At 65.9% G+C, this 23,700-nt stretch carries 25 protein-coding genes; 10 read left to right on the top strand and 15 right to left on the bottom strand.

The window, feature by feature from the left end; all coding sequences use genetic code 11:
* Positions 1 to 128: 128 nt before the first annotated feature.
* The 4 genes from spt to obgE all read right to left on the bottom strand — a co-directional run bounded on the left by spt (position 129) and on the right by obgE (position 3,707).
* Positions 129 to 1,376: a serine palmitoyltransferase gene (gene spt, locus FSZ31_RS12745; protein ID WP_147123784.1), complete on the bottom strand. Its 1,248-nt coding sequence runs from the start codon at positions 1,374 to 1,376 to the stop codon at positions 129 to 131.
* A gap of 4 nt (positions 1,377 to 1,380) precedes the next feature.
* Complete coding sequence (locus FSZ31_RS12740) at positions 1,381 to 1,623, bottom strand: acyl carrier protein (protein WP_147123783.1); 243 nt, start codon at positions 1,621 to 1,623, stop codon at positions 1,381 to 1,383.
* A 94-nt stretch (positions 1,624 to 1,717) separates the two neighbouring features.
* Positions 1,718 to 2,644: an NAD-dependent epimerase/dehydratase family protein gene (locus FSZ31_RS12735; protein ID WP_236643822.1), complete on the bottom strand. Its 927-nt coding sequence runs from the start codon at positions 2,642 to 2,644 to the stop codon at positions 1,718 to 1,720.
* Between the two features lie 4 nt (positions 2,645 to 2,648).
* The gene (gene obgE / locus FSZ31_RS12730) at positions 2,649 to 3,707 is read right to left on the bottom strand and encodes a GTPase ObgE (RefSeq protein WP_147123782.1); all 1,059 of its coding nucleotides are present in this window, start codon (positions 3,705 to 3,707) and stop codon (positions 2,649 to 2,651) included.
* A 162-nt stretch (positions 3,708 to 3,869) separates the two neighbouring features.
* On the opposite strand from obgE, the gene FSZ31_RS12725 reads away from it, so the two are divergent.
* Complete coding sequence (locus FSZ31_RS12725) at positions 3,870 to 4,325, top strand: ferritin-like domain-containing protein (RefSeq protein WP_236643821.1); 456 nt, start codon at positions 3,870 to 3,872, stop codon at positions 4,323 to 4,325.
* A 67-nt stretch (positions 4,326 to 4,392) separates the two neighbouring features.
* Here the strand turns inward: FSZ31_RS12725 and FSZ31_RS12720 are convergent, their stop codons facing one another.
* Positions 4,393 to 4,986: a TetR/AcrR family transcriptional regulator gene (locus tag FSZ31_RS12720; protein ID WP_147123781.1), complete on the bottom strand. Its 594-nt coding sequence runs from the start codon at positions 4,984 to 4,986 to the stop codon at positions 4,393 to 4,395.
* A gap of 28 nt (positions 4,987 to 5,014) precedes the next feature.
* Between FSZ31_RS12720 and FSZ31_RS12715 the strand changes: the two genes are divergently transcribed.
* Positions 5,015 to 5,899, top strand: coding sequence for a metal-dependent hydrolase (locus tag FSZ31_RS12715; RefSeq protein ID WP_147123780.1), 885 nt, complete (start codon positions 5,015 to 5,017; stop codon positions 5,897 to 5,899).
* Between the two features lie 35 nt (positions 5,900 to 5,934).
* Positions 5,935 to 6,480 carry a GNAT family N-acetyltransferase gene (locus tag FSZ31_RS12710; protein ID WP_147123779.1) on the top strand — a complete coding sequence of 182 codons (546 nt, stop codon included), beginning with the start codon at positions 5,935 to 5,937 and terminating at the stop codon, positions 6,478 to 6,480.
* Between the two features lie 6 nt (positions 6,481 to 6,486).
* Here the strand turns inward: FSZ31_RS12710 and FSZ31_RS12705 are convergent, their stop codons facing one another.
* From FSZ31_RS12705 to rplU, 3 genes are all read right to left on the bottom strand, one after another.
* On the bottom strand, positions 6,487 to 7,068 hold the full coding sequence (locus FSZ31_RS12705) for a GNAT family N-acetyltransferase (protein WP_147123778.1): 582 nt from the start codon (positions 7,066 to 7,068) through the stop codon (positions 6,487 to 6,489).
* Positions 7,069 to 7,296: 228 nt separating this feature from the next.
* Complete coding sequence (rpmA, locus tag FSZ31_RS12700; protein ID WP_147123777.1) at positions 7,297 to 7,563, bottom strand: 50S ribosomal protein L27; 267 nt, start codon at positions 7,561 to 7,563, stop codon at positions 7,297 to 7,299.
* Between the two features lie 45 nt (positions 7,564 to 7,608).
* Positions 7,609 to 8,130 (bottom strand): 50S ribosomal protein L21, encoded by a 522-nt coding sequence (gene rplU, locus FSZ31_RS12695; RefSeq protein ID WP_147123776.1) that lies wholly within the window; start codon positions 8,128 to 8,130, stop codon positions 7,609 to 7,611.
* A gap of 219 nt (positions 8,131 to 8,349) precedes the next feature.
* On the opposite strand from rplU, the gene FSZ31_RS12690 reads away from it, so the two are divergent.
* Positions 8,350 to 8,874: a hypothetical protein gene (locus FSZ31_RS12690; protein ID WP_147123775.1), complete on the top strand. Its 525-nt coding sequence runs from the start codon at positions 8,350 to 8,352 to the stop codon at positions 8,872 to 8,874.
* Between the two features lie 158 nt (positions 8,875 to 9,032).
* On the opposite strand, the gene FSZ31_RS12685 is transcribed toward FSZ31_RS12690, so the two are convergent.
* From FSZ31_RS12685 to FSZ31_RS12670, 4 genes are read right to left on the bottom strand one after another with little or no spacing between them, the layout of a single operon-like run.
* Positions 9,033 to 9,593 (bottom strand): gamma carbonic anhydrase family protein, encoded by a 561-nt coding sequence (locus tag FSZ31_RS12685; RefSeq protein WP_147123774.1) that lies wholly within the window; start codon positions 9,591 to 9,593, stop codon positions 9,033 to 9,035.
* Positions 9,590 to 10,177 carry a GNAT family N-acetyltransferase gene (locus tag FSZ31_RS12680; protein ID WP_147123773.1) on the bottom strand — a complete coding sequence of 196 codons (588 nt, stop codon included), beginning with the start codon at positions 10,175 to 10,177 and terminating at the stop codon, positions 9,590 to 9,592. Before FSZ31_RS12680 ends, FSZ31_RS12685 begins: the two co-directional genes overlap by 4 nt.
* Positions 10,170 to 11,165 carry a porphobilinogen synthase gene (hemB, locus tag FSZ31_RS12675; RefSeq protein WP_147123772.1) on the bottom strand — a complete coding sequence of 332 codons (996 nt, stop codon included), beginning with the start codon at positions 11,163 to 11,165 and terminating at the stop codon, positions 10,170 to 10,172. The genes FSZ31_RS12680 and hemB overlap by 8 nt, the downstream gene beginning before the upstream one ends.
* Positions 11,166 to 11,225: 60 nt before the next feature.
* Positions 11,226 to 12,785, bottom strand: coding sequence for a M23 family metallopeptidase (locus tag FSZ31_RS12670; protein WP_236643820.1), 1,560 nt, complete (start codon positions 12,783 to 12,785; stop codon positions 11,226 to 11,228).
* 238 nt (positions 12,786 to 13,023) lie between these two features.
* On the opposite strand from FSZ31_RS12670, the gene FSZ31_RS12665 reads away from it, so the two are divergent.
* The 6 genes from FSZ31_RS12665 to FSZ31_RS12640 all read left to right on the top strand — a co-directional run bounded on the left by FSZ31_RS12665 (position 13,024) and on the right by FSZ31_RS12640 (position 19,339).
* On the top strand, positions 13,024 to 16,041 hold the full coding sequence (locus FSZ31_RS12665) for a helicase-related protein (RefSeq protein WP_147123771.1): 3,018 nt from the start codon (positions 13,024 to 13,026) through the stop codon (positions 16,039 to 16,041).
* Entirely contained in the window at positions 16,016 to 16,399 is a 384-nt protein-coding gene (locus FSZ31_RS12660; protein ID WP_328592404.1) for a S4 domain-containing protein, read from the top strand. The genes FSZ31_RS12665 and FSZ31_RS12660 overlap by 26 nt, the downstream gene beginning before the upstream one ends.
* 56 nt (positions 16,400 to 16,455) lie before the next feature.
* Positions 16,456 to 16,797: a ferredoxin FdxA gene (gene fdxA / locus FSZ31_RS12655; protein WP_147123770.1), complete on the top strand. Its 342-nt coding sequence runs from the start codon at positions 16,456 to 16,458 to the stop codon at positions 16,795 to 16,797.
* Between the two features lie 267 nt (positions 16,798 to 17,064).
* Positions 17,065 to 17,595: a CarD family transcriptional regulator gene (locus FSZ31_RS12650; RefSeq protein WP_147123769.1), complete on the top strand. Its 531-nt coding sequence runs from the start codon at positions 17,065 to 17,067 to the stop codon at positions 17,593 to 17,595.
* A gap of 118 nt (positions 17,596 to 17,713) precedes the next feature.
* The gene (locus tag FSZ31_RS12645; RefSeq protein ID WP_147123768.1) at positions 17,714 to 18,523 is read left to right on the top strand and encodes a head GIN domain-containing protein; all 810 of its coding nucleotides are present in this window, start codon (positions 17,714 to 17,716) and stop codon (positions 18,521 to 18,523) included.
* 93 nt (positions 18,524 to 18,616) lie between these two features.
* Positions 18,617 to 19,339 carry a GIN domain-containing protein gene (locus tag FSZ31_RS12640; protein WP_147123767.1) on the top strand — a complete coding sequence of 241 codons (723 nt, stop codon included), beginning with the start codon at positions 18,617 to 18,619 and terminating at the stop codon, positions 19,337 to 19,339.
* Positions 19,340 to 19,364: 25 nt separating this feature from the next.
* On the opposite strand, the gene FSZ31_RS12635 is transcribed toward FSZ31_RS12640, so the two are convergent.
* The 3 genes from FSZ31_RS12635 to FSZ31_RS12625 all read right to left on the bottom strand — a co-directional run bounded on the left by FSZ31_RS12635 (position 19,365) and on the right by FSZ31_RS12625 (position 23,648).
* On the bottom strand, positions 19,365 to 21,473 hold the full coding sequence (locus FSZ31_RS12635; protein ID WP_147123766.1) for a RelA/SpoT family protein: 2,109 nt from the start codon (positions 21,471 to 21,473) through the stop codon (positions 19,365 to 19,367).
* 70 nt (positions 21,474 to 21,543) lie between these two features.
* Positions 21,544 to 23,370 carry an ABCB family ABC transporter ATP-binding protein/permease gene (locus tag FSZ31_RS12630; RefSeq protein WP_147123765.1) on the bottom strand — a complete coding sequence of 609 codons (1,827 nt, stop codon included), beginning with the start codon at positions 23,368 to 23,370 and terminating at the stop codon, positions 21,544 to 21,546.
* 89 nt (positions 23,371 to 23,459) lie between these two features.
* Positions 23,460 to 23,648, bottom strand: a complete 189-nt coding sequence (locus FSZ31_RS12625; RefSeq protein ID WP_147123764.1) for a hypothetical protein — start codon at positions 23,646 to 23,648, stop codon at positions 23,460 to 23,462.
* Positions 23,649 to 23,700: the final 52 nt, after the last annotated feature.

Genomic DNA, 23,700 nt, shown 5'->3' with positions numbered 1-23,700 from the left:
TTGGAAGGCGCGCTTCTTTACTATTGGCTTGAGAACTTGGCCGCCGATTTAAGAGCGCCGCCACTGCGCGATTAGCGTATTGTCCGCTAACCACCCAAAAGCGGTCGTTCAGCGCCCTGCCGCTCCCATCAGATGATCCCGACCGCCTTGCCGCTCTTCTCAAAAATGCCGAGAATCTCGCTCACCTGTTCGGCGGTGTGCTCGGCGCACAGCGAGCAGCGCAGCAGCGTCATGTTAGCGGGCGTTGCGGGCGGGCGGGCGAGGTTTACGTAAAGGCCGTTCTCGAGCAGTGCCTGCCACATTGCGGCGCCCTTTTCGAGATCGGGCATGATTACCGCGATGATCGCCGATTGCGGCGTATCGGTGCCGAGCGTGAAGCCCAGATCCCTGAGCCCGCCGTGCAGGCGCTTGGAGTTTTCCCACAAATGCGCGCGCTTGTTCGATCCGTGCATCAGCTTGCGGATGCTTGTCTCGGCGGTCGCGACGACGCTCGGCGGCAGGCTGGCGGTAAAGACGTAAGGGCGGCAGACGAGGCGCAGGATTTCGAACTTGGGATGGTTCGAAACGCAAAAGCCGCCGACCGTGCCGACCGATTTGGAAAACGTGCCGATGATGAAATCGACGTCGTCGATGACGCCCTGGTCCTCGGCGACGCCGCGGCCGTTCTCGCCGATGAAGCCCATCGAATGCGCCTCGTCGACCAGCACCATCGCGCCCGCTTCCTTGCAGACGCGGACCATCTCCTTGAGCGGGGCCACGTCGCCGAGCATCGAATAAACGCCTTCGAGGACGACAAGCTTGCCCGCATCGGCGGGGAGGCGCTTGAGCCGCTTTTCGAGCGCCTCGACATCATTGTGGCGGAAGGCGACGATCTGGGCATTGCCCATCGCACAGCCGTCATAGATCGAGGCGTGGCTGTCGGTATCGATGACGACGTAATCGTCCTTGCCGGCGAGCACCGAGATGATCCCGAGATTGGCCTGGTAACCCGTCGAGAAGACCATCGCGTGGTCCATGTCGTAGAAGTCCTTGAGCGCCTCTTCGCACTCCTTGTGACCCTGGTACGTCCCGTTGAGCACGCGGCTGCCGGTGGTGCCCGCGCCGAATTCGTCGAGCGCCTTCTTGCCCGCCGCGATGACGTCGGGATCGAAGGTCATGCCCATGTAATTGTAGGTGCCGAGCAGGATCGTCCGATTGCCGTTGCAGATCGCCACGGTCGGCGATTCGACCTTTTCCATGACGAGGCTGAACGGGTCCTGCTGACCGGTCGCGAGCAAATCCTCGCGCTGCTTGATCAGCGGATCGAACTTGGTGAACAGGTCGGGCGTGCCGCCTTCGCGGACCACGGGCTTGTCGGGCATCGGGGCGTCGGTCATCGGATCAGGCCTTCAGTTTCTCGACCGCATCGACGAGCTGGCCGACGCTTTCGATCTCGGCCTGCATGTTCATCGTGATGATGATGTCGAATTCGTCCTCGATCGCCGCGACGAAGTCCATCACGGTCAGGCTGTCCCATTCGAGATCGCCGGCAAACGTCGTCGCGTCGCTCAGCGCGACGCCCTTGGCATTGAACGGTTCGATCTGGGCCTTGACGGTTTCGAACGTGGCGGCGCGGTCGGTCATGGGTGCATCCTTATGGGGTCGCTTTGGCGGGCTAATTGCCCGACGCGCGTTCGCCTTGGCAAGTGAATACGGCGGGAGAATGGCAGGCCTGGCGCTAAAGCCAGCCCTCGGCGCGGTACCATTTGGCGGTATCGGCAAGGCCGCGCTGCGTCTCGACCGTCGGGGTCCACAGGTCGCTCGGCGGGCGCCGGCTGGCGCTGGCGGTCCAGTCGGGATGGCAGAAATAGGCGGCGCGGTCGGGGGTCAGCTTGGCCTTGTCGCGGCGGACAATGCGCGCCGTGCGTGCGGCGACGCGCACCAGCCAGCCGGGCATCGAAATCGTCGAGACGCTGCGCCCGACGCCCTTGCCGAGCGCGCGCGCAAAGCCGCGATGCGACCAGCCATTGGGGCGCCCGTCATCGGGTTCGAACACCTGGCCGACATAATCGCGCCCGCCGTCGACCAGCGCGAGCAGCAGGTTGGCGAGGTCGGCAGCATGGATCACCGACATGCGTCCCGCGGGGGGCAGCAGCACGAGCCCGCGCGCCGCCATCGTGAACATCGCGAGCATTTCGGTATCGCGCGGGCCATAGATCGCGGGCGGGCGGACGATCGTCCAGTCGAGCCCGCTGCCCATCACGACGGTCTCGGCGCCGGTTTTCGACCAGCCGTAATCGCTCAGTGCAGGTTCGCGCGCGGCGAGCGAGGAGACGTGGATGAAGCGCATCACGCCGGCGGTGCGCGCGGCGTCAACGACCGCTTCGGTCCCGGCGATATTGGCGGCGGCGAAACCGGCGCGATCGCGCGCATTGACCGCGCCTGCGACATGGACGACCGCATCGGCGCCATCGACGAGCGCGGCCAGCGCGGCATGATCGTCGAGCGCACCGGCGATCCAGCTGACGCCGTCGCGGTGCGGCTGCGGTCGGCGGGTCAGCGCCCGCACGTCATGACCCGCCGCGAGCGCACGATCGAGCAGCGTCGATCCGACGAAGCCCGTTGCGCCGGTCAGTGCGATCACTTTCATCGGATCGGCAGTCATCAGGTCAGATCGGCGACCACGCCGCCGTCTCGCCATCGTCGTCCTGCGTCTCGGTCGGCATTTCGATCGAGCTCGAATCGGGCAGATAGCCGAGCACCTGGTCGAGGATCGGTTCGAGCCCCGCACCGGTCGCACCCGACAGCGGATAGGGATCGGGCGCGCCCGCCGCCTTGAGGTCCTGCGTCACCGCGGCCATCAGCTCGTCGTCGAGCAGGTCCGATTTGTTGAGCGCGAGGATCTGCGGCTTGCTCTCGAGGCCTTCGCCATAGGCGGCGAGCTCGGTCTGGACCGTCTGCCAGGCGAGGACGGGGTCGTCGCCATGCGCATCGACCAGGTGGATCAGCACGCGGCAGCGCTCGACATGGCCGAGGAAGCGGTCGCCGATCCCTGCACCGTCGGCCGCGCCTTCGATCAGGCCGGGAATGTCGGCGACGACGAATTCGCGGCCCTTGTGCCCGACGACGCCGAGCTGCGGGCGCAACGTCGTGAAGGGATAGGCGCCGACCTTCGCCTTGGCATTGGTGATTGCGTTGATGAAGGTCGACTTGCCCGCATTGGGCAGGCCGACCAGGCCGACATCGGCGAGCAGCTTCAGCCGCAGCCAGACCCATTGTTCCTCGCCCGGCCAGCCCGGCTCGTGCTGGCGCGGGGCACGGTTGGTCGAGCTCTTGTAGCTGGCGTTGCCGCGGCCGCCATCGCCGCCGCGGAGTAGCTTCACGCGCTCGCCGACCCGCGTCAGGTCGACGATCAGGCTGCGCTCCTCGTCATCGGCGAGCACTTGCGTACCGACCGGCACCTTGATGACCAGGTCGTCGCCGCCCGCACCGGTGCGGTCGCGGCCCATGCCGCCCTTGCCACGCGGCGCCTTGAAATGCTGTGTGTAGCGAAAGTCGATCAGCGTGTTGAGGCCCTGGACCGCCTCGAAGATGATGTCGCCGCCCTTGCCGCCATTGCCGCCGTCGGGACCGCCATACTGAATGTACTTTTCGCGGCGGAACGACACGGCGCCGCCACCGCCCGCGCCGGAGCTGACGAAAATCTTGGCTTGATCGAGAAAATGCATGGCGCGCGTTTAGGCCAAGCGGGCGGTTTTGACCAGCGATCCGCGCGTTGGCGGACGATGAGCGGGCAAGCCCGGCGATTTTCCTAGGCTGCGCGGAAACTTTTGCCGCCATGCTCGTTGAAAGGAGAGATACTAAGCCATTCACTACAGGAGCTATTCACCATGATGACCGACCATGACACGCGCACGCTCAACTCGTTGATCGCGACCACGCTCGACAGCGTCGACGGCTATCGCGAAGCCGCCGACAAGGCCGACCATGCCACGCTCGCCGAGACCTTCCGCGCGCGCGCCAACGAACGCGAAGAAGTCGTCCGCACGATGCAGGCCAAGGTCCGCGCCGCTGGCGGCAACCCAGAGGACGACGGCACGATCCTGGCGGGCGCCCATCGCGTCTTCCTGTCGCTGCGCGATGCCGTTACCGGCGAGCGTGACGACGACGCGGTCGTTGCCGAAGTCGAGCGCGGCGAAGACCATATCAAGTCGAAATTCGATGACGCGCTGAAGGACGACGATCTGTCGGCCGATACCAAGACGTGCATCGCCGACTGCTACACCTCGGTAAAGCGCGGCCACGACCAGATGAGCCAGCTCAAGCACGCGATGGACGCGCATTGATCGCAACCGATCAACAATAGACAATGAAAGGGCGGCCTGCAGGTCGCCCTTTTCTTTTGCGCGAGAGTTAGGCCGCCTCTCCCTTCCAGCGAACCAGCGACGCTTCGAGCTGGGCGGTTGCCAGTTCGCGTGCGCGTGTGCGCGGCAGCCCGAGCGAGGCGGCCATCGCCTCCCCCATCAGCGCGTCGCCGAGCGCAGTCAGGACGAGCGACAGCGTGTCGTCGTGGAGCGCGACGTCGTCATGGCCGGTCTCGGCAAGGTCGTCGACCAGCGCATGGATCCGCTCGACGATCGGATCGAGCGCGTCCTCGTTGCCCGATACCAGCATCCACGAAGCCAGCGCCCCGGCGCCTTCCTTGTCGAACGCGTCGAAGGTGAGATCGACGATATCGCGCGCGCTGCCTTCGCCGCTGCGCGTGCGCAGGACCGCCGCGCCGATCGCCGCGCAGACCGTCTCTCCGATATAGTCGGCCAGCGCCTTCTGCAGCCCCGATGCCGAGCCGAAATGGTGAAGGAGGTTGGCATGCGTCCGGCCGATCCGCCCGGCGACCGCCTTCAGCGTCACCGCCTGCGGACCAGTCTCGATCAAAAGCGCGCGCGCCGCAACCAACGCAGCAGAGCGGCTTTCGGCAGGGGTCAGGCGTTTGCGCTCTATTGACATTGGTGTCAGTTAACTCCACATTCGAAAGATGAGCAGAGCCATGACCCCCGCCGACCTTATCATCACGCCACGCGACCGTCGCTTCGGGCGCGACCAGGAGACCGTGCAACAAAGATGGTGGCATGGCAACGATCCCTTCGCGACGGCCTTTTACAATGCCTTGTCGCTAACCTTTCCCAAGGGCGAGGCGTTTTTCGTCGAGAGCGTCAAGGCATTCCGCGACGGCACGCCCGATCGGCTCGGCCAGGAAATCCGCGCCTTCACCAAGCAGGAAGTGATGCACAGTCGCGAGCATGTCGCGTTCAATCGCCGCGTCATCGATGCCGGCTATGACGTGACCCGGATCGAACGGCAGGTCGCCGAATCGCTCGAACTGACCAGGGACCGCCCGCCAATCGCCAACCTGATCGTGACGATGGCGCTTGAACACTTCACCGCGATCATCGCGCAGCAGCTGCTCGCCAATCCGAAGCACCTCGCCGGAGCCGATGCCGAATCGCGCCAATTGTGGCGCTGGCACGCCGCCGAGGAAATCGAGCACAAGGGCGTCGCCTACGACACCTTCCTCCACGCGACGCGCGACTGGACGCGCTGGCGCCGCTGGAAGGTCAAGTCGATCGTCATGCTCAAGGTCACCCAGCAATTCACCACCAAGCGGATCACCGGAATGCTCGATCTGCTCGCGCAGGATGGCATTACCGGTCCTCGCGCGTTGGCCGGGATATTGCGCTATGTGTTCGTCTCGCCCGGCATGTTCCGCAAGGTCGCGGGCGCGTGGCTGGCGTGGTTCCTGCCCGGTTTCCATCCGTGGAAGCACGACGACCGCGCGCTGATCGGCCTGTACGAAAGCGATTATCAGGCCGCAGTCATGTCGCATGAGGGCGCCGCAGCCCCGGTCGCTGCACACGCCTGATTGACTCTGCGGCACAGCGGCGGTTTACCCGCGCAATGTCGCACCTTGCCCCCGAGCTCACCACCGAACGCCTGCGCCTGCGCGGCTATGCCCGCGACGATTTCGACTGGTTCGACACGACCTGGCAAAGCGAGGCGGTCAATCGCTACATTGGCGGCAAGCCGCGCACCCGGGCCGAGAACTGGCCGCGCTTCCTGCTCAATTTTGGTCAGTGGGAACTGTTCGGCTATGGCTATTGGCTGATCGAGGAACGCAAAAGCGGGACGCGCGTCGGGATCGCCGGGCTGATGCACGCCATGCGCGATATCGCGGCGATCGACGCCTATCCCGAGGCCGGCTGGGTGCTTGCCGAAACCGCCGCGGGCAAGGGCTATGGCACCGAGGCGATGCGCGCGATCCTGGCCTGGGCCGATGCGACGCTTGATGCGCCGCAGACCGGCTGCATCATCGATCCCGGCAATGCCGCCTCGGTCAACGTCGCGGGCAAGCTGGGCTATCGTTCAACCGGCATGGCGACATACCAGGACGGCGAAATCGAGACATTCGCCCGCCCGCGCGGCGGCGTCCCGATCGCATCCTAGGACCGATCAGGCCGCCAGCAGGCGAATGTTTTCGCGATAATCGGGCATCGCTACGTCGCCATCCCCACCGGCACCTTCGTCCTCGGCCAGTGCATAGAGGACGCAATCGGCATGGCCGCCGCGCGCCTGGCTGAAGCGCGGTTCGATCCGGCCGGTAGCGCGAAAGCCAGCCTTGGCGAGAACGCGGCCCGAGGCGGGATTGTCGGTGAAATGCCCGGCGTGGATATTGGCGAGGCCCGTCGCGCGGGCGATCCCGATCACCGCGCGCGCCGCCTCGGTGGCAAAGCCGAGACCCCAATAGGGCCGCGCGATCCAGTAGCCCAGCTCGACGCCGCCTTCGGGGTCCTCGCCGATCCCGCACATGCCGACGATTCGTGGGCTGCCGCGCGTCCTGAGCGCGAGCACGAAGCTGGGCAGCAAGGCGGGCCGTTCGATGGCGAGGAAGGCGCGCGCATCGCCTTCGCCATAGGGCCAGGGCGCGGTCGCCAGATTGCGGACGATGGCCTGCTCGCCGATCGCCCGCGCGAGCTCGGGCGCATCCTCGGCAAAGCCAGGCCGCAGCAACAGCCGCTCGGTCCGGTGGAACATCTCACTCACTCCCTCTTCTCGCCGCGCCCGTGCCACCGCCAGGTGACAGGATCGCGACAGCGCTGAGAGGGAGTCTCGTTTTGCCTTGGGTCCCCGCGCATCGGCGACGCGCATGAAAAAAGGGAGGCGGGGCGACCCGTCTCCCTCTCGGTGAGGATTGTCTGCCGGCCTTGGTGCCAGCGGTACGATCCCGGGTCGTCCTGTGGACGATCCCGGTATCGAATCGTCCTATTGTGCGGCTTCGGCCATTTCCACCGAGACGAATTTGCGTCCCAGCTTGCCGTCATGAAACATGACGCGACCTTCGGTCAGCGCAAATAGCGTGTGGTCTTTGCCCATGCCGACATTGCGGCCCGGATAGACCTTGGTGCCGCGCTGGCGCATGATAATGTTGCCGCCAATGACGTTTTCGCCACCGAACTTCTTCACGCCAAGGCGACGGCCCGCCGAATCGCGACCGTTGCGTGACGAACCGCCTGCTTTTTTATGTGCCATGCTCGGTTACTCCTAGTCTCTCTTGCCTGGGCGCGATGCGCTGTCTCAGGCGTCTTTCTTGGGTGCGGCCTTCTTGGCAGCAGGCTTCTTGGCGGGCTCGGCCTTTTTGGCCGGAGCCTTCTTGGCCGCGGCAGGCTTGGCGTCGGCCTTGGCTTTCGCCGGAGCAGCCTTCTTCGCTGCGGGCGCCTTAGCTTCCGCCTTGGGAGCCGCTTCGGCCTTGGTCGCGGGCTTGGCGTCGGCTTTCGCCTCTGCCTTCTTCTCGACCTTCGAATCGCCGACCGAGACGATCTTCAGGATCGTGTGCTGCTGGCGATGGCCCATCTTGCGACGGTAATTGTGACGGCGACGCTTCTTGAAGACGACGACCTTGTCGGCCTTCGCCTGCGCAATGATCTCTGCGCCGACCTTGAGGCCCTTGGTCGATTTCATCTCGTCGCCGTCGCCGGCGAGCAGGATATCGTCGAACGTGATCGAATCGCCTGCCTCTCCGGCAAGCTTCTCAACGACGATTTTGTCTCCGGCAGCAACGCGATACTGTTTGCCGCCCGTGCGCACGATTGCGAACATCGGTTCCATCCAATTCAAAACTAGTATTGCCGCGCAACTGCGTGGCCGATCCCGTTATAGAATCGGTCGCGGGGGCGCGGAAAGTCAGGCCAACTAGCCCCGTCATGCCGCGCTGTCAATGGATCACGGGCGGAATGCCGAGGATATTGGCGATGTTTTTTACCCGCCAGCTTTCGTCCCGCTTGCCCGGGCCCGCGCGAATCCATAGAGCCGGACACGATGAAGCGCACGCTCCTTTCATGCACTCTGGCGAGTCCCGCGCTGCTCGTGCTCGCCGGCTGTGCGACGACGGGCGATGACGGCTATCCCGATCTCGGACCGCGCGCGGTCGAAGGCCGGCTCGACACCGTCCCGCCCGAAGCCGTCGCTCTGCCCCCTGCACCGCCGCCCGCCGCCGACCTTGCGGCGCGCATCGTCCAGCTCGCCGAGCAGGCTGAGGCCGCGCAGCAGCGATTCGACGCCGCGCTTCCGGCGACGCAGGCGGCGGTCACCAACGCCCGCGGCGCGGCGGTGTCGAGCGAGGCCTGGGTTGTCGCCCAGTCGGCCATTTCGGTCCTCGAGAGCGAACGCGGCCCGGCCAGCGATGCCCTCGCCGAGGCCGATGCGCTGATCATCGCGCGCGCCGATTCGGGGGAGCGTGCGGGCACCGACGAACTGACCGTATTACGCGACCGGCTCGTGACAATGGTGGCAGCGCAGCAGGCAGTGATCGACCGCCTGCTCGCCGCGCTCGAACGGGCCTGATCAAAACCGACCTGATCGAAACACAACCCGCTTGTCCTGAGTAGCGCCGCAGGCGTGTATCGAAGGGCGGTGGTAATGTGTTCCTGGCCTGCCGCATGCCAACGCACCCGAGCTTCGACAGGCTCAGCCCAGACGGACTGGGGTCAGGCCGCTTCCGCTCAGCCCTCGTCCAGCGCGGCGCGGTGATAGCGGCCGTTTTCGACATAATGGGCCACGCCTGCGCGCATCTCGGCAATCGCCCGCTCGGGCAGGTCGCGGAGATATTTGGCGGGGCGCCCGGTCCACAGCTGACGCGCCGCGATCGTCTTGCCGCCGGTCAGCATTGCGCCCGCCGCCAGCATCGCGTCGCTTTCGATCCGCGCCCCCGACATGACGATCGCGCCGAGCCCGACAAAGGCGCGGTCTTCGAGCACGCAGCCATGGACCATCGCGAGATGGCCGATCAGGACATCTTCGCCGATGATCGTGGGATAGCCTTGCGGGTGGCCCTCGTCGGCGCTGTCGCAATGGACCACGCTGCCGTCCTGGATGTTGCTGCGCGCGCCGACGACAATCCGGTTCACATCGCCGCGCATCACGCAATTGTACCAGATGCTGACATCGGGGCCGATCTCGACATCGCCGATGATGCGACAGCCCGGCGCAATGAACGCACTGTCGTCGATGCGCGGGGACTTGCCGTGGATCGCGATGATCGAAACGTCGGGCCGATGGGTCATCCTGCCTGCTCCTGTCGCTGCGCCGCCCAGGTCTCGCGATCGATGGCGTAGACGATCGTCGGGTTGAGTTCGGCGCCATAGCGCGGATCGGTGAAATCCAGATCGGCGCGGCGCGTCATGCCGAGCCGCTCCATCAGGCCCCAGCTCGGCGTGTTGCCCGCAACGGTCAGCGCGATGACCTCTTGCGCAGCAAAGCGGGTGAAGGCGAGATCGAGGCTGGCGAGCGCGCCTTCCTTCGCATAGCCGTGGCCCCAGGCATCCTCGCGCAGGCGCCAGCCGACCTCGACCATGCCGAACACCTTTTCGCCTTCGACATTGGAACGCTTGAGGCCGCAAAAGCCGAGCATTTCGCCCGCCAGGTGGCCGCCATCGTCCTTGCGCTCGACGATCCAGAAGCTGTGGCCGTAATCGCGGCGATAGCCCTCGATCCGCGCCACCGCCGCGTCGAACACGCTGCGATCCTGGACGCCGCCGAGCCAGCGCATCACCGCCGGGGTATTGAGCAGCGCGTAAAAGCGATCGGCATCGCCGTCACGCCAGTCGCGCAGGATCAACCGGTCGGTCTCGTGGCGGAACTCAGCCATGGAGCAACCTCGCCGCATGCGCCGCATGATAGGTCAGCACGCCGCTGCAGCCCGCGCGCTTGAAGGCCATCAGCGTTTCGAGAACGAGCGCGTCGCGGTTGCCGGCCCCCGCCGCGGCGGCCGCCTCGATCATCGCATATTCGCCCGACACCGAATAAGCGAAGACGGGCACGTCGAACGCTTCGCCGACACGCGCGACGATGTCGAGATAGGCCAGCCCCGGCTTGACCATCACGCTGTCGGCACCTTCGGCGATATCGATGGCGACCTCGCGCAGCGCCTCGGACCCGTTGGCGGGATCCATCTGGTAGCTTTTCTTGTCGCCCTTGAGCAGCCCGGACGAGCCGACCGCATCGCGGAACGGGCCGTAAAAGGCGCTGGCATATTTGGCCGCGTAACTCATGATCTGGACGTTGTGGTGGCCCGCACCTTCGAGCCCCGCACGGATTGCGCCGATGCGGCCGTCCATCATGTCCGACGGGGCGACGATATCGGCCCCCGCGTCGGCCTGGTTGAGCGCCTGCGCGACGAGCGCATCGACCGTTGCGTCGTTGGCGACATAGCCATGATCGTCGAGCAGCCCGTCCTGGCCGTGATCGGTATAGGGATCGAGCGCGACGTCGGTCAGTACACCGATCTCGTCGCCGAGCGCGTCCTTGATCGCCCGAATCGCGCGGCACATCAGATTGTCGCGATTGGCCGCCTCTTCGCCATGGGCGCTGCGCCGGTCGGGCGGCGTGTTGGGGAACAGCGCGACGCACGGAATGCCGAGATCGCGCGCTTCGCGGGCGCGCTCGACGATCTGCGCGACGCCCCAGCGCGAAACGCCGGGCAGGCTGGCGACCGGCTGTTCGCCCTCTCCGTCGCAGACGAACAGCGGCCAGATCAGGTCGGCGGGGGTCAGGACGGTCTCGCGATGGAGCGCGCGGCTCCAGGCGGAGACGCGCGTCCGGCGCAGGCGGGTGGCGGGATAGGATTGCTGGGTCATCGGCGCGGACTTAAGCCGCCGCGCACGCGCATGCAATCATCGTCGGCGCCAGGCCCCCGATCAACCGGGCAGGCGGTCGGCTTCGCTGGGCGGAGCCGTGTTGGCGGCCTTGGCAATGTGCATCGGGGCGAGCGCGGCACCCGGGGCGACTCGCGTCACCGTGTTGAGCTTGGCGCGGAAGGCGGCGAGCGCGGAGCCTTCGAGCTGTGCGCGCGTGACATAGCGCACCGACGACGGATCGACCGGTCGACCGTTGCGATAGATTTCGAAATGGAGATGCGGTCCGGTCGACAGGCCCGAATTGCCGACATAGCCGATCACCTGTCCGCGTTTGACCGAAGCGCCCGAGCGCACCGCGATGCGGCTCATATGGCCATAGCCCGAGCCGAGTCCGCCGCCGTGCTGGATGCGAACGTAATTGCCGTAGCCGCCCTTGCGCCCGGCATAATCGACGCGGCCGTCGGTGACCGCGAAAATCGGCGAGCCATAAGCCGCGCCGTAATCATTGCCCGAATGCATCCGGACATAACCGAGGATCGGATGGCGGCGCATGCCGAAATGCGACGACAGGCGGCCGTGGACCGGTGCGCTCATGCCCTGACGCGACTGGCCGACGCCCGACGCTTCGAACCATTGCTGGCGGCCGCCCTGCGTCCAGGCGAGCATGCGCAGGTCCTTGCCGCTGGCGCGATCGAGCCCGGCATAGATCAGCTTGCCCGCTTCGGCCTCGCCCGTTTCGGCGCGGCGATAATCGATGATGATGTCGAACTGGTCGTCGGCACCGATGTCGCGGCCGACCGACAGCTGTGTCGCGAGCACCTTGAGATAGGCCTCGATCGCCTTGGCCGGTGCGCCTGCCGCGCGGGCCGAACGATAGAGGCTGTCGCCGACGCGGCCGCGAATCCTGAGCGGCGTCGTATCGACCGCGATCGGGATGCGGTGCAGCGTGAGCGCGCCGTCGACCCGTTCGATCTCGAGCCTGAGGTCGAAGCGCGCGCGCAATGCCAGCGCGTCGACCGGGCGGGCGAGCGCCTTGTCCATGCGTCGGCCGAGTTTCAGGTTGAGCTGCGTGCCCGCTTCGAGATCGCCCAGCGGCATCGCCGAAGCGACAAGGTTGGCGATCGTGGCGGCATCGCCTTCGCCGACGCCCGAGCGCAACAGGACGCGTTCGAAGCCGTCGCCCTGGCCGAGCGTCGCGGTGAGTTCGATGTGCGGGCGTTCGGGGCTCGCTGCGAGCGGCTGGACGCTATCGGTGGCGGCCATGTGAAGGCCGGTATCGCCGCCATAAGCGAGCGGCATGATCGCCTGCGCGCGCGCCATTTCCCAATCGTTGGCATCGAGCATCGGGCCGCTCGCGCCAGGCAGGGCGCCCATGCCCGGGAAGGTCGCCGCCGCCGAGAGGATCAGCACGCCAAGCGTCGCGAAGCCGCGCCACCAGCTGCGCGAGCCGATATCGCAACCGAGATCGGGTACAAGGTCGAGGCTGTGGATCGTCGCCTGCCAGCGGTCGCGCCAGGGCAGCGTATCGCCGTCGCGCAGCGGCGCAACGATAGCGTCGGTCAACGACAGCGTCGCCGTACCCGAAGTGCCGCCGTAGCTCAGCTCATGCTGCTTGAACACACCCTACCCCTTGCGCATCCCGGTGTGGTGCGCGCCGTGCGCGCAGAAACCTGCCACCGATGGATGCCCCGCTAATCATCCAGAATCTGTAGGGCGTTGAGGTTAATGTCAAATAAATCGCCTGCTGCAGCGCGCGCAAATGCGATGAGTGGACGACTGGTGGCGACGAGCCGCATAAACCAGGGGCGGACACGCAAACCGGGTTGCACCGCGCATATCAAGCTGCGACCAGATGCGGATGGCACATTACGATCGCCCAGCGGTGACCGCCGTGCTGGGACCCACCAATACCGGCAAGACGCATCTCGCGGTCGAACGATTGTGCGGCCATTCGAGCGGCATCATCGGCTTTCCGCTGCGCCTGCTGGCGCGCGAGATCTATGACCGCGTCGTTGCCATCAAGGGTGGCAACCAGGTCGCACTGCTGACCGGCGAAGAACGGATCGTGCCGCCGCAGGCGCGTTATTTCCTCTGCACCGCCGAATCGATGCCGGTTGATATCAAGGCATCGTTCGTCGCGATCGACGAGGCGCAGCTCGGCGTCGATCCCGAGCGCGGTCATGTCTTCACCGACCGGTTGCTCAACGCGCGCGGCCGCGAGGAGACGATGATCCTCGGTTCGGAAAGCCTGCGCCCGCTGGTCAAGGCACTGGTCCCCGAGGCCGACATCGTTACCCGCCCGCGCTTTTCGACGCTGAGCTATGCCGGCCCCGCCCGGCTCGCGCGGCTGCCCAAACGATCGGTCGTCGTCGCCTTCTCGGCCGAGCAGGTCTATGCGATCGCCGAGACGCTGCGCCGCTTCAAGGGCGGCGCCGCGATCGTCATGGGCGCGCTCAGCCCCCGGACGCGCAACGCGCAGGTAGCGATGTTCCAGGCGGGCGAAGTCGATTATCTCGTCGCCACCGACGCGATCGGCATGGGGCTCAACCTCGACGTCGGCCATGTCGCCTTTGCCGGGCTGACCAAGTTCGACGGCAAGCGGACGCGCCGCCTGACGCTGCCCGAAATGGCGCAGATTGCGGGGCGCGCCGGCCGGCACCAGCGCGACGGCAGCTTCGGATCGATCGGCGGCGAGGCCAAGCCGGGCTTCACCCCCGAAGAGATCATGGGGATCGAGGAGCATCGTTTCGCCCCGCTCGAACATCTCTACTGGCGCTCGAGCGATCCGCGCTTCGACGATATCGCGACGCTGATCGCCGACCTCGAAGCACCGCCGGGCCGCCGCGAGCTGCGCGCCGCCCCGCTCGCGACCGACCTTGCCGTCCTCAAGCTGCTCGCCGACGATTCCGCCGCCGCCGATCGCGCTACCTCTCCGGCGCTGGTCGCGCGCCTGTGGGAGGTCTGCGGCCTGCCCGATTTCCAGAAGACCGGCGCGTGGCACCATGCCCGCACCGTCGAGCAATTGTGGCGCTTTCGCAGCAGCGGCAACGGCACGATCGATCGCGGCTGGTATGCCAGTCGGCTCGAACGGCTCGATTCGGTCGAGGGCGATATCGAGGCGATTGCCGCGCGCATCGCCGCGGTGCGGACCTGGGCCTATATCGCGCACCGCGCCGACTGGCTCGACGATCCCGCCGAAATGGCCATGCGATCGAGCGAGATCGAGGCGAGCCTGTCCGACGCGCTGCACGAAAAACTGACGCAGCGGTTCGTCGACCGGCGCACCTCGGTGTTGCTGCGCGACCTCGGCAAGGGCGCCGCGGCCTTGCCCGTCAGCGTCGCCGCCGATGGCGCGGTCAGCGTCGACGGCGAACCGATCGGCAGCCTTGCCGGGTTTCGTTTTTCGGTTGACGCGAGCGTTCGGGCAAGCGACCGCAAACTGTTGCTCGCCGCCGCCGACCGGCATCTGGCGAAGGAATTGCGGGCCCGCGCACGTGCGCTGGGCCAGGCTGGGAGGGAAGAGATGGCATTGGCGTATCAGGCCGGCGAGGCACCGCGCCTGACATGGCGCGGCCATGCGGTCGCGACATTGGCCAGGGGCCGCGACCTGCTCCATCCCGAAATCCGTCTCGACGCATCGGTCGCGGCGCTCGACAAGACTGAGACCGCGGCGATCGCACAGCGGCTGCGCGAATTTCTCGATACCGAGATCGCGCGCCTGCTCGCCCCGCTCGCTGCCGCCGACGCGCTGTCGCGTTCGCCCGAAGCAGCGCCCGAACTGCGCGCCGTGCTTGCGCCATTGGTCGATGCCGGCGGGATATTGCCGCGCACCCGGATCGAGCCCGCATTGCGCGCGCTGGGCAAGGACGGACGCGGCGCGCTGCGTCCGCTCAAGCTCGTCATCGGCACGCTCGACGTCTTCATGCCGCCGTTGCTCAAGCCGGCCGCCGCCGAACTGCGCGCCGCCTTGCTCGCCGCGCAACGCGAAAAGCCGCTGCTGCCGCTCCCCGCCGCCGGGATCGTCATCATGGCGGCGGGCGAGGCGAATGAGCGCATGGGCGCGCAGGTCGCGGGTTTCCGCAGCATCGGCGACCAGCTGCTGCGCATCGACCTCGTCGAGCGGCTCGCCCGCCAGGCGCACGACCATCGCGTAAAGGCGCAACCACCCAAGCCGCCAAGGCCTGCGGCGGCACCCGCCGCGGCTCCGGCCCCCGACGCGAAAGCCGACGAATCCTCGGCCGCCGAAACGCCAGCCCCGGCGGCGGCAGTCGACGCCAAGCCCGCCGAACCCGCCGCCGCTGCTCCCACAGAAACCAAGCCGGACACCGCTACGGTCGAACCCGCCAGCGAAGCCGAGAGCTTGCCGCCCGGCCAGTTCGACGTGCCGACCGATCTTGCCACCTCGCTCGGGCTCAGGCCCGAAGCCTATGCGGCGCTGATGCGCGACATGGGCTTCCGCCGCGTCGAACGCGCGCCGGCCCCCGCCGCCGAACCTGCAGCCGAACCATCGGTCGCAGCCGAAGGCCAAGGCGAAGGCCAAGACGAAGGCCAAGGCGAAGCCAAGCCCGAAGCCGCGACTTCGGCCGACCAGCCACCTGTCGACAAGACAGCCGTGGACAAGACACCCGTCGAGAGCATCATTCGCTGGACCTGGCGCGGATTGCGCGCGCCCGCGGTCCGCACCCGAGCCCCGCGTCCCGCGAAGCCCGCCGCAGCGGCCAAGCCGCCGCGCCGCGGGTCCGAAGCGCGGCCCTCCTCGCCGCCGCGCCCTGCCCCGCGCCCCAAGCCCGCGCCCAGCTCGGCACGCGCCACCGCCAATCCGTTTGCCGATCTCAAGGACATGCTCAAGAGTGCGCCGAAAGACCGCTCGCGCTGATCTGGCCGAGGTCGCGGTCGCTGGGGGTGCGATCCCCGGGGGCCTGCGGATCGACCGCCTGCTCTATTGCCTGCGCCTTGCCCGGTCGCGCTCGTTGGCGACGCGGATTGCGGCGAGCCAGCACCTCAGGATCAACGGGCAGCGAGTCGGCACCGCGCATCGCCCCGTTCGCGCGGGCGATATCCTGACGCTGCCGACGCCGACCGGGGTGCGTATCATCCGCATCGTCGCGATCCCCGCGCGGCGCGGCCCGGCCGACGAGGCGCGCCGCCATTATGCGTTGCTCAACCCGGTTGAAGCCGTGCGAACGATTCGCATCAAGACGCCCGATATTGACGCGCGAATCGCGGACGCATAGCAGTCGCTGACAATCAGGCCGCGCGCCGCCAACGAAGGCAAGAGAGAGAACCGTCCATGACCTATGTCGTCACCGAAGCCTGCATCAAATGCAAATTCATGGACTGTGTCGAGGTCTGCCCCGTCGACTGCTTCTACGAGGGCGAGAACATGCTCGTCATCAACCCGAGCGAATGCATCGATTGCGGCGTCTGCGAACCCGAATGCCCCGCCGAGGCGATCCTCCCCGACACCGAGACCGGGCTCGAGAAGATGCTCGAGATCAACACGACCTATTCGGCGCAATGGCCCAATGTGACGACCAACAGCGGCCAGACCCCCGCCGACGCCGAAGAGCACAAGGGCGAAGAGGACAAGTTCGAGAAATACTTCTCGCCCGAGCCCGGCGAAGGCGACTAATTCGCCGACCTTTCGGCGCGACCGTCGAGCCGACTTCCGGGCACAATTGAGCCTATCGAACTCGCTCCGGCCATAGTTATGCTTGCCGTTGTAATTTTATTGCAAATGTGCTATATAATTGTCGAAAGCGCGGGTTTGTGCCCGCTTGGCTGGAGATTTTCGGAATCACATGCGACGGGGGTTGCGGCATTTTGACTGCCGTGCCTTGGCTTTGTGCACTCCACTGCACCGGCCCTTACGTCGCCCTACCCCTGAAAGGTTGACCCTATGAGTGCCAGTGACCTGTTGTTCGATGTTGGCGATTACGTTGTCTATCCCAAACATGGTGTCGGTCGCGTCATCGAGCTGCAGAACAGCGAGATCGCGGGCATGCAGCTCGAGCTTTACGTGCTGCGCTTCGAAAAGGAAAAGATGACGCTGCGCGTTCCGACCAACAAGGCCGAAGGCGTCGGCATGCGCAAGCTGTCGTCGAACAAGACGCTCAAGGAAGCGCTCGACGTCCTCAAGACCAAGCCCAAGGTCAAGCGCACGATGTGGTCGCGCCGCGCCCAGGAATATGAAGCGAAGATCAATTCGGGCGATCTCGTGTCGATCGCCGAAGTGACGCGCGACCTGTTCCGCGCCGAGGACCAGCCCGAGCAGAGCTATTCCGAACGGCAGATCTTCGAAGCCGCCTCGTCGCGCCTCGCGCGCGAACTGGGCGCGATGGAGGAAACCGACGAAAAGACCGCGCTCGCCAAGATCCACGAGATTCTCAACGAATACGCGCCGCTCTATTACGCCGAAAAGACCGACTGACACCGGCGTTCAGAGCAAGAACGAATGGCCCGCCCTGCCCAAGGCAGCGGCGGGCCTTTTGTATTGATCGCGGGTGGGCAATGGTGTATTGCCATTGCAACACAGTAGGAGATTATCGATGCGCCATGTTCTTATCGCCACGCTTTCGGCGCTCTCGCTCGCCGCTTGCGGCCATGCCGAGAGCGGTCAGGCCGACAACAGCCAGGCCGATCGCGCCGCCGCCCCTTCGGTCCAACGCAGTTTCGCCGCGACCGACTTTACCAGCGTCACGCTGGCAGGCCCCTTTAGCGTCGAGATCCGGCCGGGCGCCGCCTTCGCGGTCTCCGCATCGGGCCCGCAGGACATGCTCGACAGGCTCAAGATCGAAGTCGATGACGGCGATCTCGAAATCGGCGGGAAGAGCAAGTCCGACTGGAGCCTGTGGCCGAGCAGCAAGAGCCGCAAGGGCGTGACCGTCACCGTCACGATGCCGCGCGTCGACGCGCTGACGCTCGCCGGATCGGGCACGCTGTCGAACGCCGCGCCGACCGGTGAAAGCTTTCGCGCGACCGTCGCCGGATCGGGCGAACTGACGACCGGCGCGATCGCCGCGCGCAAGGTATCGTTCAAGCTCGCCGGCTCGGGTGATCTCAAGGGCGGCACACTCGATGCCCGCGAAACCTCGATCAATATCGCCGGATCGGGCAATGTTTCGGCCAGCGGCAGCGCCGGCAGGACCGACATCAATGTCGCCGGATCGGGCGATATCGACGCGCCCGAACTCGTTGCCAGCGACCTTGCCGTCAGGGTCCTGGGATCAGGCGATGTCGCGATCGGCGCAACCGGCAAGGCCAAGGTAACGACGATGGGCAGCGGCGACGTCACGGTGCGCGGCACCAGCGACTGCACCGTGACCAAGAACGGCAACGGCAGCGTCGATTGTAAATAAGGCGCTACCCGGGCGATCGATGGCGACACCGTCATCGATCGCCTTTCACCCGAATTTACTTTGTTTTTATCGCTGCGGGTGCAGGATGGCCCGATGAAAACCATATCCCGGCTCATCGTCGCGCTCGGCATCGCCGTCCTCGCCGCCGCACCTGCCACCGCCGATGACCGCGTCATCGGCCTGACCAGTTTCGACTCAATCCAGATCGAAGGCGACTATATCGTCGAGGTGACCGACGGGCGAAGGGTCTTCGCCACCGCATCGGGCACCCGCGACGCGCTCGACATGCTCGAGATCGAGGTGCGCGATCGCAAGCTCGTTGTGCGCCGCAAGCAGTTCGGCCGTTGGGGCAGCAACGACGGAACGCTCGCCCCGGTAACGATCAAGATTGCCAGCCAGGGCCTCAAGGGCGCCACGCTGACCGGCGGCGGATCGCTGACGCTGCGCGGGCTCGACAGCCCCAGCCTGTTCGTCGCGCTCGACGGCCCCGGCCGGCTCGAGACCGAGGACATCACCACCGACACGCTGATCGCCAGCCTCAATGGCGCCGGAACGATGCGGCTCGCGGGAGAGACTCGCGACCTGTCGGCCTCGGTCAACGGATCGGGCCGGCTCGACGCGCGCGACCTCGCCGCGCTCACCCTGACGCTCGCCAGTTCGGGTTCGGCGGCAAGCAGCTTTACCGCCAGCCGCACGGCCAAGCTGGCTTCGCGCGGCATCGGCCGGATCGAGGTGTTCGGCGATGCGCCGTGCACCGTGGTCGGCAAGGGCACCGGCAATATCAGCTGCGAACACGGTGCACCGATGCGCGACTGAGCCGCGCTGGCGGTCCTCGATCGGGTCAGGCGCGCTCGGCCTGCGCCACCGCGTCGGACGCGCGAAGCGCCGACAATATCCGCATCAGGTGATGGATGTCGTCGACCTCGAGGTCGATCGCAAAGGTGTGGAAATCGCCTTCGCGGTTGGTCAGGCGCAGGTTGATGATGTTGGCGTTGTTGAGCGCGAAGATCGTCGAAACCTCGGCCAGCATGCCCGGCTCGTTGCGCATCACGACGCTGAGGCGCGCGGTGCCGCCTTCCGAATCCTCCGACCAGCTCAGATCGACCCAGTCGGCATCGTCGCCATTGGCGAGGACATCGCAGTCGATCGCGTGGACCTGGATCCCCTCGCCCTCACGGCGCAGTCCGACGATGCGGTCGCCCGGCAACGGGTGGCAGCATTCGGCAAGGCCGAAGCCGACCCCCGCCGACAGGCCCTTGATCGAGATCGCCGAGCCACGGCGCGACGGGCGCTTGGCAATATTCTTGTCGTTGAGGATGCCCGGAACGAGCGCTTCCATCACCTGTTCGTCGCTGAACTGGTGCTTGCCGATGCCGTAATGCAGCGCGGCGGCATCGTCGACCTTGAGCCGTTCGCGTGCGGCCGCCTCGGCCTTCTTGCCGATCCGCGCAGGAATCCGGTCGATGATATCCTCGTACAGCTTGCGCCCGATCGCGATGATCTCGACGCGCTCCTTCGAGCGGATATGGCGACGGATCGCCGAGCGCGCCTTGCCGGTGACGACGAAGCTGAGCCAGCCGGCCTGCGGAACCTGGTTTTCCGAAACCAGGATTTCGACGATGTCGCCGTTCTGCAGCAGCGTGCGTAACGGGGCGATGCGCCCGTTGACCTTTGCCCCGACGGTCTGGTCGCCAAGGTCGGTGTGGACGTCATAGGCGAAATCGACCGGCGTCGCGCCCTTCGGCAGCTGGTGCAGCGCGCCCTTGGGGGTGAAGGCAAAGATACGATCCTGGTACATCGCCATCTTGGTGTGCTCGAGCAGCTCGTCGGCATCCTGCGTCTGGTCGAGAATCTCGATGAGATCGCGGATCCACCCCGCCTGGCCGTCGGGCTTTTCGCCGTCGCGCTTGTAGGCCCAGTGCGCGGCGAGACCGAACTCGCCCTCGCGGTGCATCTTTTCGTCGCGGATCTGGATTTCGACGCGCATGTTCTCGCGCGTGATCAGCGTCGTGTGGAGCGACTTGTAACCGTTGCGCTTGGGCGTCGAAATATAGTCCTTGAAGCGGCCGGGGACCATTTTCCAGTGTCGGTGGAGCACGCCCATCGCGCGATAGCAGTCTTCGGGGCTCTTGGTGATCACGCGAAAGGCGATGATATCGGTCAGCTGTTCGAACGCGACATGGCGTTCCTGCATCTTCTTCCAGATCGAATAGGGATGCTTTTCGCGCCCCGACACCTCGGCCTCGACGCCGCCTTCCTCAAGCACCTTGCCGATCGCCTTGGCGATCTTCTCGACCTTCTTGGCGCCGCCCTCGGTCAGCTTTTTGAGCCGCGCGCAGACGGTCTCATAGCCGTCGGGCTCGAGCTCGCGAAACGCCAGCAACTGCATCTCGCGCATGAACTCGTAGAGCCCGATCCGCTCGGCGAGCGGCGCGTAGATGTCCATCGTCTCCTTGGCGATACGCCGCCGCTTTTCCTCCTTGGGAATATAATGCAGCGTGCGCATGTTGTGCAGCCGGTCGGCCAGCTTGACGAGCAGCACGCGGATGTCGTCGGACATCGCGAGGAGGAACTTGCGCAGGTTCTCGGCGGCCTTTTCGCTGTCGCTGGTGGCCGAAATCTCCTGCGCCTCGATTGCCGAAAGCTTGGTGACGCCGTCGACCAGCCGGGCGATTTCGGGGCCGAAATTGCTCTCGATCTCTTGCGGAGTCGCGATCGTGTCCTCGAGCGTGTCGTGGAGCAGCGCGGTGACGACGCTCTGGTCGTCGAGCTTCAGTTCGGTGAGGATTCCCGCGACCTCGACCGGATGACTGAAATACGGATCGCCCGATGCGCGCTTCTGCGAGCCGTGCTTTTGCACCGAAAAGACATAGGCGCGGTTGATCAGCGCCTCGTCGGCGTCGGGGTCGTAGCTTTTGACCTTCTCGATCAGTTCATATTGGCGCAGCATCGCTCGACTCTGGGGGATCGCGGCGGCAATGCAAGTGGGGATTTGCGGTCAGTGCGATGGAAAAGCGCGATCAGGCGACCAGTTCGCCCTTTTCGCGTTCCTGCGCCTGGCGTTGCCACATTTCGGCATAGAGGCCGTTCGCGGTTAGCAGCTCGCGATGGCTGCCGCGTTCGACGATCCGCCCGGCGTCGAGAACCAGGATCGCGTCGGCATCGACGATCGTCGACAGCCGGTGCGCGATGGTGATCGTCGTCCGGCGCCGCGCGACGCGATCGAGCGTGTCGAGAATCCCCGCCTCGGTACGCGAATCGAGCGCGCTGGTCGCCTCGTCGAGGACGACGATCGGCGGATCCTTGAGCAAAGTGCGGGCGATCGCGACGCGCTGTTTCTCGCCGCCCGACAGTTTCAGTCCGCGTTCGCCGACCTGCGTGTCGTAGCCGTCGGGCAACAACGCGATGAAGTCGGCGATCGACGCGCCCTCGGCCGCCGCAACGACCTCGTCCTGGCCGGCGCCTTCGCGGCCATAGGCAATGTTGTAACCGATCGTGTCGTTGAACAGCACGGTGTCCTGCGGGACGATGCCGATCGCCGCGCGCAGGCTGGCCTGCCTCACGCCCGCAATGTCCTGCCCATCGATCGCGATTCGCCCGGCTTGCGGATCGTAGAAACGGAACAACAGCCGCGCGATCGTCGATTTTCCGCTGCCCGACGGGCCGACAATCGCCAGCGTCGAACCCGCCGGGACCGAGAACGAGACGTCGTCGAGGATCGTGCGATCGTCGTCATAGCCGAAGGTCACGCCTTCGAAGGCGATCGCGCCATGATCGACCGCGAGCGGCGGCGCGTCGGGGGCGTCGACAATCTCGGGCGCACGATCGACGAGGCTGAACATTGCATCCATGTCGATGATCCCCTGGCGGATCATGCGATAGACCATGCCGAGCAGGTCGAGCGGGCGAAACAGCTGGGCGAGCAGCGTATTGACGAGGACGACGTCGCCGACCGCGAACATGCCCTTGCTCCAGCCCCAGACGGTAAAGCCCATCGCGCCCGCCATCATCGCGTTGGTGATCAGCGACTGGCCGATATTGAGGATCGACAGCGAGTTTTCCGATTTGACCGCGGCGTCGGCATAGCTTTGCGCGGTCGTCCCGTAGCGCTCGATTTCGCGCGCCTCGGCGTTGAAATACTTGACCGTCTCATAGTTGAGCAGGCTATCGACCGAACGCGATACGGTCAGCGTGTCGAGGTCGTTCATCTGCGCACGCAGCGCGTTGCGCCAGTCGGTCACCTTGCGCGTGAAGAAGATATAGACGGCGACCATCGCCAGAGTCGCAAGCGCCAGCCAGATGCTGAACTTGAGCCAGAAAATGACGAGTACCGCGATCAGCTCGACAATCGTCGGGGCGATGTTGAACAGCAGGAAATAAAGCATCGTGTCGATGCTCCGCGTGCCGCGTTCGATGACCTTTGTGACCTCGCCGGTGCGCCGCGACAGGTGGAATCGCAGGCTCAACGCATGGAGATGCGCAAAGACCGACTGGGCCAGGTGGCGCGTCGCCTGCTGGCCGACGCGTTCGAACACGACGTTGCGCAGATTGTCGAACAGGACGCCCGAAAAGCGCGCGCCGGCATAGGCGATGACCAGCCCGATCGCGATGGCGACGCCGGGTTCGAGTCCCGGCTGCATCCGGTCGATCGCGGCGCCATAGACGAAGCCCATCGACAGCTGGATCGCCTTCGACGCGGCGACCAGCAGCCCCGCGCCGACGATCCGGACACGCTGGCCGGGCGCATCGGCTGGCCAGAGATAGGGCAGGAACCGCGCGAGCGTCGGCCATACCGGCGCATCGGCACGGCTGGCGGTCTGGGCGGAGATGGTGAATGGCGGCGACATAGCGTCCCCATCTAGGGATTATGGCGCCGATTGCGAGCGATCACGCGATCGCGCAGCATATCGCAGGGAGGATGTTGCAGGTTCGGCGGTCAGCCCTTGCCCGGCGTCCAGCACGACGGCGTATACGATCGCGCCAGCGCGCTATCGCCCGAGGCGCGCAATATCTGCCTGACGACATCGAGCGACTGCGCATCGATGTCGACGAAGCGCTGATCGCCCTCGGGCGTTGCCGCAGCGGCGGTGCCGATCATCGGGCTCTTTTCGGAATTATGCGGCATAATATGTTTCCGGGTTTCCTGCGATTCTGGCCCGCAGGCGAGGCCTCGTATG

Origin of the sequence: Flavisphingopyxis soli, from assembly GCF_007995095.1 — a bacterium.
GTDB lineage: Bacteria > Pseudomonadota > Alphaproteobacteria > Sphingomonadales > Sphingomonadaceae > Flavisphingopyxis > Flavisphingopyxis soli.
Note: the sequence above shows the minus strand (reverse complement) of the source record. Positions and strands in the feature narration are given on the sequence as shown.